Raw genomic sequence first — 13,689 nt, 5'->3', positions numbered from 1 at the left:
TCCACCTTTTTTTGCATTCGGGCCGCCATTACGGCATGATTCCGCGCAGCTCGTTTTTTGCATCTGCTGCCCCTCGTATGCAGTGCGAAAACAATCTAGCGATAAAAAGATAAAATGGCCAGTCTTCTTTTAATAGAAGTCTGGTCTTTTTTGCATTTACAGAATATTAACACGATGCAGATACGGACCTGATTTTTTACCCGTAACATAAGTATTAGATGTGGGAACGGTCCCACATTCAGCAAGAAGTGCATAACGTAAGTCATGAAGATAACGGATTAATGAAAGGTGGTGCGCCGCAATGAAGCTGCTGGATCTAAAAGGGTACGCATCTCCGGAGGATTCCCAAACACATATCCGCATTCCTTTTGAGTTGGAAGAGGGCTGTGGGAAGCTGAACCTGCGATTACAATATACGCCGAAGACGCTCGAAAATCGGGAGAAGGCGCTACGGCTGCTAAAGGACAGTTACGATCTATACATTTTGCCGGAAAATCGGGAATACGCGATTGCCAATGCTGACCGGCATCTCCCCCTGAAAAATCTAATCACACTCTCGCTGGACGATGCGCGGGGATACCGAGGGGCGTGCCACCGCCAAGACGAGGTGCAGGATCTATACGTATCGGAGAGAGAAGCTTCGCCCGGCCTTATGGCGGGCGAGCTGGTTCCGGGGCCCTGGAGCGTCACATTAAGCCTGCACTGCATCGTGACCGATACTTGCGATTATCAACTGGAAATCTGGACGACAGAGGAGGGCTCGATATGAAGTGGTTCGCCTGTGAACTGCATACACATACGCTGCACAGCGATGGCAGTCAGTCGCTGGGAGAACTGGCAGCGGGAGCAGCAAATCTGGGCTTCGACGCCATCGCGCTGACCGATCACAACACGATGTCCGGCCTGAGTGGCAAAGAGGAAATCGAGCAGAGGTACGGACTGCGAATCATCCCCGGCATGGAGTGGACAACTTTTTACGGCCATATGGTGACGATAGGACTGAGCGCTTTTGCCGACTGGCGTCAAGCGGATCGTGATGGGATCGATGAGGGGATCGAGAACGTGCATCGCCTCGGTGGAATCGCCGGGCTTGCTCATCCCTTCCGAATCGGCAGTCCGGCCTGTACCGGTTGCTTTTGGGAATACGAGATTGGGAACTGGTCCGCTGTCGATTACATCGAAGTCTGGTCCGGTACGTTCCCTTCCATTCAGACAAACAATCGGCGGGCTTTTGATCTGTGGACATACAAGCTGAATGAAGGATATCGGATTGCGGCCACTTCAGGCAGGGACTGGCACGCGCAGGGCGAGACAGACGATCCGATCTCGGTTACTTACCTCGGCATCGAGGACGACGCAGTGGCGGGGAACGAGGACTCGACAGCCCTTTGGCTCCATGAAGAAACGCTTATCCAAGCGCTGCGGGAAGGGCGCGCGTCCGTAACGATAGGTCCTCTGCTGACCCTGACGCTGGAAGCTGGGGGTGCATTCTATGCAATAGGCTCTACGGTTCCAACAGTAGTCGAGAGACGGGAAGCTGCAGAGGAGCCGATCCGGGCGAACTTGACGCTGGACTTCTCGGTACGCACCGGACTGTGGTCGCTACCGAAGCAGGTCTGCAGATTGAAGCTGTGTTCCAATCTGGGCGAGGAGCTTAACCTTGAAATTCCGTCTTCATCGGACGAACAGATAATGCAATTTGAAGCCCAACTGAGGGAGTCCGCTCTAGATACCCCCCGTAGGTGGATTCGCGCCGAGCTGTGGGGAACCGTACGAGGGGTCCATGTGCTGATCGCCTTTACCAACGCCATCTATTTCGAAGAAGGAGGATACTCGCAATGAACAAATTTCCGCTGATCACAGCCCATACTGGCTGCATGGGCCATCCCAATCATTCTTTCGAGTCACTTCAGGCGGCTTTAAAACTTGGCGTGGATATTTACGAAGACGATATTCGATCGACTCAGGACGGTGTGCCGGTGCTCGCCCACGATGACGATATCGTTTTGGCAGATGGAAGCCGAGGCAGTCTTGCAGAAATGACACTGAAGGAGTTGAACACCGCTAGATTAGCACCCATTCCGACGCTTCAGGATGTGCTTGAACAGATACGCCAAGCAGGTAAAATCATGAATCTTGATATCAAAACAGACAGCGCTCTGGGACCGGTCTCCGCCCTGGTTGATCGGATGGGCATGGAGGAGATGGTGTTTATCAGTGGCTGCGAATACGGGTCAGCGGTTAAAGCTAGCCGGAACGCTCCAAGCATCCGCAGGCTGCTTAATGTGAACATGCAAAGCTTCGGGAGTCTGAGCTACGAAGAGGCAATGTTCCAGGCGTGTACAAATGCTCGCGAAGCCGGCTGCTTTGGGATTAACGTGCCGTATCAGCTAGTTCAGCCAGAACTAATGGAAGCTGTGCAGCGGAGCGGTCTGGCTATCTACGTCTGGACGGTCATGGAGGCTGACGACATGCGGCGACTTGCACAGTTGGGCGTCGATTCGATAACAACCCGTGATCCGGCGAAGCTGATTGCTGTCCGGGAAGAAACGGATTTTGCAAAGGAGAATAGGGATTGGACAATAAGCTGAATCATAGTTTGCGGGAACTGGCCCAACTGGCCGGTGTATCGAAATCGACCGCTTCTCGGGTTATCTCCGGAAACGGATACGCGAGTCCCGAAGTCCGGGATCGCGTTCTCAAGGCGGTCAAGCAGCTTCGATACAAGCCGAGCGCCGTCGCCCGGGCGATGGTCGCCAAGCGCACGTACAACATCGGAGTCATCGTTTTCCGTGACAGGCTTCCGATCGTGTCCCACACGCTGTACGGCAGAATCATTGACGAGATACTGATGTCCGCTGAAGAGATGGGCTACTCAATTTTCCTGAAGACCGACAGGGAAATGTCGCTACGCTCCACCGATTATATGCTGGAACAGCGGGTGGATGGACTCATCCTCGTCAGCCGGCTACAGAAGAACGTCATCAATTACGTCAAAAACTTCAATATCCCTTATCTGATGGTGAACGGATCGACGGAAGATCCGGACGTTGTGCATCTCGTGAGCAACGATGAAGCCGGTGGAGAACGGGCGGCACAGCATTTATATGACTGCGGACACCGCAAATTCTTTATCATCGCCGGACCGGGCGAGCATCGGAGCCACTCACTGCGATTGGAGGGATTCCGAAAACGGCTGGAATCCCTCGGCGTTAGTTCTGAACAGGACGGGTTTACCGTCGTCGAGTCATCGGAATCGAGCTTCGATTCCGGTCGGAAGCTGATGGAGGAGCATTATGCGGCATTCCGGGAGGGACAATACAGCGCTCTGTTCAGTACAAATGACATGCTTGCACTGGGCGCGATGAAGGTGCTGCTGGAGCGCGGCGTCCGCGTTCCGGAGGAAGTATCCGTTATGGGTTACGACAATACTGAAGTGGCCGGCATGTACCACCCATCACTGACTACTGTCAGTGTGGATGCGTCTGGTATCGGCCGAGACGCGGTAACGGTTCTGGATCGCCTGATTAGCGGCGAGGGGAGCGTGCCGCGCCTGATTGAATACGAAAGCGAAGTGATTGTTCGTCAATCGACGAATGGAAGGGAGGACGGAACATGTCTTGGTACTGGAAACACGTAGGTCCGAGAAGAATAATCGAATTTGTGTTGCTGACCGTGTTCGCCGTTTTTTTCGCGGGTCCGCTGGTGAACCTGCTTGTGCTTGCCTTTAGTGAAAAGTGGAATTATCCGGACATTCTGCCCCAGGTATGGGGCTTCAAATGGTGGGAGTTTGTACTGGCGAAGGACGATATTGTCTCGTCGATCTCATTGTCCTTCCTCATTGCTACCCTGGTGACCCTGCTGTCCATCGTCGTCTGCATCCCAGCAGCGTACGCTTTCGCAAGACTCCAGTTTCCGCTGAAGCGGATGTTCCTGTTCTCGTTCCTGCTGACGCACGCCTTTCCGAAAATGGGGTTGTACGTCTCCATCGCGGTCCTTTTCTACCGGATTGGACTGATGAATACGCTGCTAGGCGTTGTGCTGATTCATATGATCAACGTGTTGATGTTCATGACCTGGATTCCGACCTCCGCCTTCCGCAACGTGCACCGGGCGCAGGAGGAATCGGCGCGGGACGTCGGGGCGAGCCCGTTCAAAGTGTTCCGTAGCATCACCCTGCCAATGGCGATGCCTGGCATCATGGTCGCTTCGATCTTCACGTTCCTCAATTCGCTCGACGAAGCGCAGGGGACGTTCCTGGTCGGCATCCCGGATTACAAAACGATGCCAATCGTCATGTACTCCATTATTTCCGACTTTCCGAGCAGCGCCGGAGCCGTATTCTCGATCATACTGACGCTGCCAACCATTATTCTGCTGGTGGCAGCCCAGCGGCTGGTGAGCGCGGACGTGCTGGCGAGCGGTTTTCAAATGAAATAAAAATGTGTTTCGTTCTATATTCCGAAGCAAAGGGAGGCAGAAGTATGCAGTTGTCTGTACGAGAGTTAGCCAAACGTTACAAAACCGGTGACGGTGTCAGCGGCATCAACATTGATATCGAAAAAGGCGAGCTGGTCACCCTTCTTGGTCCCTCCGGGTGCGGGAAAACTACCGTACTACGGAGCATCGGCGGGTTTCTCGAACCGGACTCCGGTGACATCTTGATCGAAGGCAAGAGTGTCATTCAACTGCCACCGGAGAAACGGCCGACCTCGATGGTGTTCCAGAGCTATAATTTGTGGTCACATATGTCGGTATACGACAATCTGGCGTTCGGCTTGAAGATCCGCAAAATGCCGAAGGCAGAGATCAGCACAGCGGTTGAAGATGCGCTCAAGTTGGTTCGACTGTCGGGTTTCGGGAAGAAGTATCCGGCCGAGCTTTCAGGCGGACAGCAGCAGCGAGTTGCACTGGCGCGGTCTCTGTTGCTGAATCCGGCGGTACTTCTGTTGGACGAGCCTTTCTCGGCGCTGGACGCCAAGCTGAGGCACGAAATGCGTGAGGAGCTGCGTGAGATCCAAATGAAGACCGGGCTGACAATGGTCTTTGTCACGCATGATCAGGAAGAAGCGCTGTCGTTATCTGACCGCATTATCGTCATGAATCACGGGCGCATCGAGCAGATTGCTCCTCCGCAGCAGATTTACGATGAGCCCGCTTCATTATATGTCGCCGGTTTTATCGGCAAAATGAATTTCCTGAAGGGGGTGGCGGAAGGGGGGAACATCCGGATAGGACATATTTGCCTGCCGAACGAGAAGGGGTTAAGCGGACAGGTGACGGCTGCGGTCCGACCAGAAGACGTACAGGTGAGCAGTACTGTGATGGGTGAAGGTACTTTGGTGGGCAAGGTCAAGCAGGTAATGATTCTTGGACATTACGCCGAAGTTACCGTGGAACTGGTGGAATTCGGCATTATACGTGCTTTTCTGAACAAGGAATTCGTTGAGCAACTGCAGGTAGGAAAAGACGTCGGCGTCTCGATCTCGAAAATGACCGGATTCCCGGTCGATGAATCGAACTGAGGAGGATGAATGATATGCGTATGAAAAAGCCATTTTTATCATTGTTGACTGTTGTGGGATTGTCAATGTCATTGCTGGCCGGGTGTGGAAACGGAAGCGAGATTAAAAGTACCTCAAACACCGAGGGGAACGCTGCTGCATCGAGCAATCCGGTATCTTTTAACTTCTATTTTACCGGCTCACAAAACGTCAAGGATCTGTGGGATTCGCTGGAGCCGATGTTCGAGAAACAGCATCCAGATATCGACGTGAACCTGGTCTATATCCCGTCCGGTACTGGCGCTGAGCCGACCTACGACCGGATCGTAGCCGCTAAGAAAGCGGGTAAGGGCTCAGGAGATATCGACCTGTACGAGGACGGCATCACCTCCGTCGCGCAGGGCACAAAGGATGGTATTTGGGAGCAACTGAACGAGAAAGACATTCCTAACCTAAGCAAAGTCAACACAGACACGATGAAGGATGTGGACAACTTCGCTGTTCCGTATCGTTCGTCCGCAGTGGTTCTGGCCTATGACAGCAGCAAAATCTCCAATCCGCCAACTACGCTGGACGAGCTGTTGCAGTGGATCAAAGCCAATCCCGAGCAGTTCGCTTACAATGACCCGTCAACGGGCGGTTCTGGCAGCTCGTTCGTCCAGACGATTGTCTACAAAGACCTGCCGGAAGAAGACATTCACAACTCCGATCCGGCGATCATGGAGAAGTGGGACGGCGGTTTCGACACGCTCAAAGAGATCGGACCATATGTCTACGGGCAGGGCATCTATCCGAAGAAAAACCAGGGTACGCTGGATCTGTTAATGAATGGCGAAGTTTCCTTAATTCCGGCCTGGTCGGACATGGTATTGCAGCAGCTGAACGAAGGTTTGTTGCCGGATACGATTAAGATGCAGCAGATCACGCCGGGCTTCAACGGCGGACCAACTTATCTGATGGTCAACCAGGAGTCGGACAAGAAGCAAGCGATCAATGAATTCCTGAATTTTGTCCTGTCCCCTGAAGCGCAGGAAGTGATCGTCGACAAAATGAATGGCTTCCCGGGCATTGAGCTTTCCAACATGTCGCAGGAAATGCAGGATAAGTTCGACGGTGTGGCCGAAGGCTTCCGCACGTTCAACATCGGGGATCTGGGCACGGAGATTAACAAACGCTGGCAGAGCGACGTTGCCGCGAAATGAGTAAGGAAGCCAGACAGTCGATCACAGGCTTGGCGATGGTGCTCCCCTCCTTCGCCATCCTGTTGATCGTCGTCATTATCCCCATTGTTCAATCCTTCATCATGAGCCTGAGCAATGGTTCGGGTGGATACGATCTGAGCCGCTATACGTATCTGTTCACTGATAAGGGGATGCGTAGCAATATCGTATTTACGCTTCGGGTGACTGCCATTACGTGCGTTGTCGTGATCTTGGTCAGCTACACGCTGGCGATCTACATGCGCTTCAACCAGGGGCCAATCGTCAATCTGATTCGTAAAACGTACATGATCCCGCTGTTCATCCCTGGTGTCATCGCAACTTACGGTCTAATCAACTTGCTTGGCAACCATGGCTGGCTCGCCCGCATGCTTGAGGTGGTCGGGATCACGCTGCCACGCATCATCTTTGACGAGAAAGGAATCATCATCGCCAACCTGTGGTTCAACATTCCATTTACGACGATGCTGCTCAGTTCCGCGCTGTCGGGCATTCCTTCATCGATCATTGAGAGTGCAAAGGACGTGGGTGTAGGCAGACTGACGCTGTTTACTCGGTTTATTTTCCCGCTGTCGTACAAGACATTTCTTGTTGCCCTGACCTTTGTCTTCATGGGGGTCATCGGCTCTTTCACTGCGCCCTATCTGATCGGAGCCAACTCTCCGCAGATGCTTGGTGTCTCCATGCAGCAGGTATTCAGCGTTTTCCAGGAGCGCGAACAAGCCGCAGCGATTGCTTTCTTCTCATTCCTGCTCTGCTCGGTGCTGGGTGCTTTCTACATCCGGTCGATGGCGGAGGAGGAGAAGGCGAAGATTTAGACGGGTTTCAAAAAGCTGAAGTGCTCCTTTATAGGGAGCGCTTTTTTTTGATGGAAAAACAGGATCAGTACTTTCTCTTTTTTTACAAAGGTGAAAATTAACAACCCGTTTACATCACAATGATACATAACGAATACTTTAGCTTTAACATTTAAGAAGACAAACGAGGGAACGAGGACTGACACATGAAGAATTATCCGATCATAGCCTCCATCACGACAGATGAACAAATTTCACAAGCTATAGCAAGCGATGTACAGCGAGTTATTCTGATGACAGGAAACATTACTAATCTGGGTTCGATCATAGACAGTCTGCATCGAAGTGGCAAACAAGTTTATGTGCATACGGAGATGGTATCCGGGATTGGGAGAGATGCCTCAGCAATTCAATATCTTGCAGATGTGTTCAAAATCGACGGGATCGTGACGACAAAGAGCAACGCAGTTTCTGCGGCCAAGCAAGCGGGCATATTAAGCATTCAGCGCATATTCGCCATTGATACGGCAGCAATAACGACTGCGGTTCGTATGATTATGAGCTATAAGCCTGATGAGGTTGAACTGATGCCGGGATTAATGCCTCGAGTCATCCAAGAACTGAAAGAACGCATCTCGCAGCCATTGATTGTGGGTGGCCTTATCCGGTATGAGGAAGAAATACAACAAGCATTAAAGAGCGGGGCAGATTTTGTTTCAGTAGGCCATGAGAAATTCTGGAATTAATTAATATCATACATCTATCCTTGGGTGGAGACGACGAGAAAACCCGGTGGTAAGTAAATCAATACAACCTTGATGTTGAAGGAGGGTGATTTGCTGCTGGGTTTTTTGTGTTGTCCAAAAATATATAACGGGAGGTAATAGAGCATGATCATTCAAGCAGTTGCTCATCGCGGCTATCCAAGCAAGTATCCTGAAAATACGATGTCTTCCTTTTTAAAAGCGGTAGAGCTTGGGTTCACACATCTCGAACTGGATGTTCATCTCAGCAAGGATGGAATTCCAGTGGTGATTCATGACCATACGCTTGACCGCATGACAAATGGAACAGGCAGGGTGGCTGATTATACTGCTTCGGAGCTGCAATCTTTAAAAATCAAGCAAGATGAACATATTCCAACCCTTGAAGAGGTGCTGCGTGCTTTAAAGGGTAAGATTCAACTTAACATTGAGCTCAAGCAGATGGGAAGCTATTACCCTCATCTGGAGGAAAGGGTACTTGAAGTTATCGGGGAATTCAACATGCTGGATCAGGTGGTAATTACGTCATTTGATTTCGATGCCCTGGAGAAGATCAGGGAACGATCTGGCGATGTACGTATTGGTCTCATTACCTTTGGCTGTTCGAAAGCTATTCTGGACTGGTCATTAGAGATGGGGGCGATGTTCTTGTCCATACACCATGCTTTTGTGACCGAGCATTACATTCATAAATGCCAAGAATTAGGAATCCAATTGATGGCGTGGACAATCAACGAGACTTCCGTCATGAAGAAATTTCAGGAGTATCCGTCCGTATGGGTCTGCACTGACGAACTGGAATGCTTCATAGATGTATTGGAGTTGTCCAGCTCATTGTGAGCGGGCAGGAGTAATGTGATGGAAGATGTATATGCTTACGATGCTTATTGCTTTGATTTGGACGGGACCATCTATATTGGCCAGATGAGGCTCCCTGGCGTGAATAGCTTTATAAACAGCTTGCGTACACGAGGCAAGCGCCTGCTGTTCCTTACAAATACTCCCGTTCATACCAAGGAAGATTGCTACAAACGGCTGCTGAGTTTGGGCATTTCGTGCCAGCCTGATGAAATTCTGACTGCAGGTTACCTTTCGGGAATGTATTTTGCAGAGCATGCGCCGGACGCCAAGGTGCTGGTTGTAGGTGAGGAAGCTTTGCGGAGGGAGCTTCGGGCACTCGGGGTAGCAATTACCGAGGATCCATATCGATCAACACATGTGTTAGTCGGAATGGATCGGAAATTTAACTACGATAAGCTCCATCTGGCGGCAAAAGCAGTGCGCCATGGAGCGGCTCTGCTCGCAACTAATCCGGACAACTGCTGTCCCGTTCAAGGGGATATCATTCCGGATACCGGAGCTGTTCTAAGCTCGATTGAGGCGGCCAGTCAGCAGAAAGCATCGGTCGTGATTGGCAAGCCTTCCCGCTATTATGCAGAGAAGGCGCTTCAGCTATTGGATGTGGATCGCAGCAGATGCCTCATGATAGGTGATCGGCTGGAAACAGATATTTTATTTGGACAGCAAAATGGAATGAAGACTGCGCTCGTGCTTACGGGGATCTCTTCAAGAGAGGATATCGGAAAGACAAAAATCGTTCCGGATTATATATGGCCTTCATTCAACGAATTCATTATGGAGCAGCAGGCCCATCCAAAGCCTTCAAATGTGTTGCAGGTGGAGAAGGCTTGAACCGGAAGGTATCCAAAATAAAGATGGAGGTGGCGTTTATGCGTCTGGCGTTACTTGGTGATCTTCACTATTCAAGCATGAGTCACGGGACGGAAGAAATGAGGGCTGCAAGAGTCCGGGCATACGAGCATATGCTCAAGGCTTTTCTGAAGGAGGATGCGGACTATCATATCTCAATTGGTGATTTAACGCATGAAGGAACGGCTCAGGAACTTCGATCCATTTTCTCCATTCTTGCAAAAAGTGAACGGAAATTCATTCATGTGCTGGGTAATCATGATACGTATTCGCTGCCAAAGCATGAAATTTCCACGCTAACAGGTCAGGCACGCTATCGGGCCATAGATACGTCTCACGCCAGACTAATTTTTCTGGATACTACCCAGGAAATGAACCGTGAGGATTGGGGAGGGGAGCTAGACGAAGAGCAGCTGACATGGATTAAAGGCCAAATTGCCGATTCACATGAAAAGCAAGTGCTCGTCTTCGGGCATCATCCGGTATTCGATACGACTGCGCGCTCGACACTAGATAAGCTTTACATCCGTCCGCAGGATGAACTGAGGGATGTATTCAATAGTCGGCCAGGTGGAGGCATCTATTTTTGCGGGCATAATCACATGAATTCCATCGTTAAGCAAGGAGAATGGCATTACGTACAGACCGCAGCTTGTCTCGATGTGCCGGCATACCGCGTTATTGAAGTTGATGAGGGCGAAGTAGTAATCACTCACCAACGAATGCTGGGTGCTGTTCTCATGAATGATATTCAGAGTTTTTGTCATGATACGCCGGGCTTTGGACCTGTCGCTAATGCAGTGGGTGAAGAAAGCGACCTTATCTTATCCGTTCGAATAGCATCGGCCGCACAATAATGTGAAGAAAAAGGAGGGAATGTCGTGGCTCAAATTGTATTAAAGCAGATCGAAAAAAGCTTCAAGCAGGATAAAGTCATCGAGGGTCTCGATCTGACCATTGAGGATGGTTCCTTTACGGTATTGGTCGGCCCGTCCGGCTGTGGAAAATCGACGACACTCCGCATGATCGCAGGACTTGAGAAAGAAACGGGAGGTGAAATTTGGATTGGGGACCATCGTGTCAATGGAGTAGAGCCAGGCAAGCGTAATGTGGCGATGGTATTTCAAAACTATGCATTATATCCAATGATGACAGTCAAGGAGAACATTGAATTCGGATTAGTAAATCGCAAGGTGCCTCGGCCCGAGCGTGAGCGTCTTGTAAAGGAGATCACCGAGGTCGTCGGTCTGGCAGAGTATTTGCATAAAAAACCGCAAGCTCTGTCCGGAGGTCAACGCCAGCGGGTTGCCTTGGCTCGGGCCATGGTTAAAAGTCCCGCAGTCTTCCTGATGGACGAGCCCTTGTCGAATCTGGATGCCAAACTACGCCATCAGATGCGCACGGAACTGATTCAGCTTCACAAACGGCTGGGCGCAACCTTTGTTTTTGTAACTCATGACCAGGTTGAGGCCATGTCGATGGGAGATCGTATCGTCATCATGGATAAAGGGCGTATTCAACAAGCAGACAGTCCAATGAAAATCTACGATGATCCGGATAATGTTTTCACAGCGCAGTTTATCGGTACACCGCCGATGAATGTGATTGATCGTGAACGTATCCTGCCTTTTTTGAATGGGCAGCTTCATGATGATATTGGTCATATTGGCTTTCGACCAGAGAAAGCAACGATGACGCTTGAGAACAGACCGCAGACCGGGCATATTCAGTTCTCGGCTCATATCATGACACGCGAGACACTGGGAGCAGAGATCATCTATCAACTGGATTCCGCGCTTGGACCTATCGCCGTAAAGAGCTTCTTGAAACCGTTGGAGTCAGCCTCCGAGGTAAACATCATCGTGTCTATGCAGGACCTGTACTATTTTGATCGGAACGGTGTGCGTGCTCGTCAGCATGAGCTGGCCGAAGCGGGAGAGCTGATTGTCCTGGGAGGAGGATATTCATGACCGTCTGGTCCAAGCTCCGTCCCTATGTATTGGTGGCTCCCTCCATCACAATATTCTCCATTTTTTTCCTTTATCCGATCTTCTATATGATCTTCTTAAGCTTTTACAACTGGGATTTTATTAATCCGGTCAAGGAGTTCGTGGGATTCAACAACTTTGTTGAACTATTTAAGGATAGTGCATTTCTTCAGGTGTTAAGCAATTCCTTGAACTATACGCTTCTTTCGGTATCCTTATCCATTGTGATCTCGCTTCTACTTGCGATTTGGCTGAATCGGGAAGGGGCATGGTACGGGTTTGTTCAGGGTGCGCTTTTCAGTCCGCATATTGTTTCACTTGTATCGGTATCCCTGGTGTGGATGTGGCTAATGGATCCCAAATTCGGTTTGCTTAACGGTTTGCTTGATATGGTTGGTTTGCCTAAGCTGGCATGGCTGAGTAGTCCAGACAGTTCATTACTGTCGCTTGTGCTTGTTTCGGTCTGGAAAGGCGTGGGTTACAACGCCCTCATCTTCATCGCGGGCCTCCAAAGCATTCCCAGGGATGTGTATGAAGCCTCAGCTCTGGACGAGGCCAATTGGTGGCGTAAATTCTACAAAATTACGCTTCCCATGCTTTCGCCGACACTATTTTTCTTAATAATCATCAATCTGATCAGTTCATTCCAGGTGTTTGAGACCATTGCCATTATGACCAACGGGGGTCCGATCAATTCAACCAACACGCTCGTCTTTTACATCTACGAGTATGGATTCCGCTACTTCAAGATCGGTTATGCATCGGCAGCGGGAGTTATACTGCTTGTTGTCGTTGGTCTGCTTACGCTAGTCTACTTTAAGTTGCTGAGCCGCAAGGTTCACTACCAATAGAGAGGAGAAGAGAAAATTTTATGGCAAGGAAGTCATTGCTGCGTATGCTCAATATTACTGCCACAATAGCATTGGTTGCGATTTTTGCTATCCCTTTTCTATGGATGATTTCAACATCTTTGAAGTCTTACCCGGAGACGGTGATTTTTCCACCCAAGTGGATTCCCTCCAAGGTGATGTGGAGCAATTTCCAAGCGGCGTGGGAATCGGGGCCTTTTTTGAAATATCTAATGAACAGCGTTGTTGTATCGGTCAGCATACTCGTTCTTCAATTCACGACCATAATATTGGCAGCCTATGCTTTTGCAAGATACTCCTTCAAAGGAGACAAGCTGTTATTCGGGATAACGATGGTGACCTTGATGATTCCTGGTCAGCTCATTTTCCTACCTGTGTATTTGTTGATGAGCAAGTGGGGACTCATTAACAATTTGCTGGCACTCATTTTGCCCTTCTCTTCCAGCGCCTTTGGCATATTCATGCTCAGGCAGTCATTCAAGCAAGTACAGGAAGAGCTTATTGAAGCGGCGCGACTCGACCAGGCACCTGAATGGAAGATCATTCTTAAGATTATGGTGCCAATGGCCCGTCCAACGTTAGTAACATTTGCATTGTTCAGCTTCATTGCACACTGGAATGATTATTTCTGGCCGCTTGTGATGACAACTTCTGATGCAGCAAGAACGCTTCCGATTGGGATCTCTAAGCTGCGCGAGGTTGACGGAGGAGCTGCCTGGCATATTTTAATGGCTGGAAACATGATTTTGGTCGTTCCGATTCTTATCGTTTTCTTATTTGGACAACGCCAAATTATTAAAGCATTTGTCTATTCGGGTGTTAAATAATCAGATTAAC

15 protein-coding genes are annotated in these 13,689 nt (G+C 50.1%); all 15 read left to right on the top strand.

What is annotated here, in order from left to right; translation table 11 throughout:
- Positions 1 to 301: 301 nt before the first annotated feature.
- The 15 genes from AC3ITG_RS17965 (at position 302) to AC3ITG_RS17895 (ending at position 13,679) form a co-directional block, all read left to right on the top strand.
- Entirely contained in the window at positions 302 to 769 is a 468-nt protein-coding gene (locus AC3ITG_RS17965) for a hypothetical protein (RefSeq protein WP_489250884.1), read from the top strand.
- The gene (locus AC3ITG_RS17960; protein ID WP_413371858.1) at positions 766 to 1,842 is read left to right on the top strand and encodes a CehA/McbA family metallohydrolase; all 1,077 of its coding nucleotides are present in this window, start codon (positions 766 to 768) and stop codon (positions 1,840 to 1,842) included. The genes AC3ITG_RS17965 and AC3ITG_RS17960 overlap by 4 nt, the downstream gene beginning before the upstream one ends.
- On the top strand, positions 1,839 to 2,591 hold the full coding sequence (locus AC3ITG_RS17955; RefSeq protein ID WP_489250883.1) for a glycerophosphodiester phosphodiesterase: 753 nt from the start codon (positions 1,839 to 1,841) through the stop codon (positions 2,589 to 2,591). The genes AC3ITG_RS17960 and AC3ITG_RS17955 overlap by 4 nt, the downstream gene beginning before the upstream one ends.
- Positions 2,576 to 3,640: a LacI family DNA-binding transcriptional regulator gene (locus AC3ITG_RS17950; protein WP_489250882.1), complete on the top strand. Its 1,065-nt coding sequence runs from the start codon at positions 2,576 to 2,578 to the stop codon at positions 3,638 to 3,640. Before AC3ITG_RS17955 ends, AC3ITG_RS17950 begins: the two co-directional genes overlap by 16 nt.
- On the top strand, positions 3,616 to 4,440 hold the full coding sequence (locus AC3ITG_RS17945) for an ABC transporter permease (protein ID WP_113054293.1): 825 nt from the start codon (positions 3,616 to 3,618) through the stop codon (positions 4,438 to 4,440). Before AC3ITG_RS17950 ends, AC3ITG_RS17945 begins: the two co-directional genes overlap by 25 nt.
- Before the next feature lie 44 nt (positions 4,441 to 4,484).
- Complete coding sequence (locus AC3ITG_RS17940) at positions 4,485 to 5,525, top strand: ABC transporter ATP-binding protein (RefSeq protein ID WP_489254486.1); 1,041 nt, start codon at positions 4,485 to 4,487, stop codon at positions 5,523 to 5,525.
- A gap of 14 nt (positions 5,526 to 5,539) precedes the next feature.
- Complete coding sequence (locus AC3ITG_RS17935; protein WP_489250881.1) at positions 5,540 to 6,706, top strand: extracellular solute-binding protein; 1,167 nt, start codon at positions 5,540 to 5,542, stop codon at positions 6,704 to 6,706.
- Entirely contained in the window at positions 6,703 to 7,542 is an 840-nt protein-coding gene (locus tag AC3ITG_RS17930; RefSeq protein WP_489250880.1) for an ABC transporter permease, read from the top strand. The genes AC3ITG_RS17935 and AC3ITG_RS17930 overlap by 4 nt, the downstream gene beginning before the upstream one ends.
- 185 nt (positions 7,543 to 7,727) lie before the next feature.
- Positions 7,728 to 8,267, top strand: coding sequence for a glycerol-3-phosphate responsive antiterminator (locus AC3ITG_RS17925; protein WP_489250879.1), 540 nt, complete (start codon positions 7,728 to 7,730; stop codon positions 8,265 to 8,267).
- A 144-nt stretch (positions 8,268 to 8,411) separates the two neighbouring features.
- Positions 8,412 to 9,125: a glycerophosphodiester phosphodiesterase gene (locus AC3ITG_RS17920; RefSeq protein ID WP_489250878.1), complete on the top strand. Its 714-nt coding sequence runs from the start codon at positions 8,412 to 8,414 to the stop codon at positions 9,123 to 9,125.
- A gap of 18 nt (positions 9,126 to 9,143) precedes the next feature.
- A complete protein-coding gene (locus tag AC3ITG_RS17915; RefSeq protein WP_413371851.1) occupies positions 9,144 to 9,977 on the top strand; it encodes an HAD-IIA family hydrolase in 834 nt (277 codons plus the stop codon).
- Positions 9,974 to 10,852, top strand: a complete 879-nt coding sequence (locus AC3ITG_RS17910; protein WP_413371850.1) for a metallophosphoesterase family protein — start codon at positions 9,974 to 9,976, stop codon at positions 10,850 to 10,852. The genes AC3ITG_RS17915 and AC3ITG_RS17910 overlap by 4 nt, the downstream gene beginning before the upstream one ends.
- 24 nt (positions 10,853 to 10,876) lie before the next feature.
- Positions 10,877 to 11,965 (top strand): ABC transporter ATP-binding protein, encoded by a 1,089-nt coding sequence (locus AC3ITG_RS17905; protein WP_413371849.1) that lies wholly within the window; start codon positions 10,877 to 10,879, stop codon positions 11,963 to 11,965.
- Positions 11,962 to 12,834 (top strand): carbohydrate ABC transporter permease, encoded by an 873-nt coding sequence (locus AC3ITG_RS17900; protein ID WP_076289313.1) that lies wholly within the window; start codon positions 11,962 to 11,964, stop codon positions 12,832 to 12,834. Before AC3ITG_RS17905 ends, AC3ITG_RS17900 begins: the two co-directional genes overlap by 4 nt.
- A gap of 20 nt (positions 12,835 to 12,854) precedes the next feature.
- Positions 12,855 to 13,679, top strand: a complete 825-nt coding sequence (locus tag AC3ITG_RS17895; RefSeq protein ID WP_413371848.1) for a carbohydrate ABC transporter permease — start codon at positions 12,855 to 12,857, stop codon at positions 13,677 to 13,679.
- Positions 13,680 to 13,689: the final 10 nt, after the last annotated feature.

The sequence above is a fragment of the Paenibacillus sp. GL_099_B genome (assembly GCF_057835695.1).
This window is presented reverse-complemented; position numbering and strand designations above follow the sequence as displayed.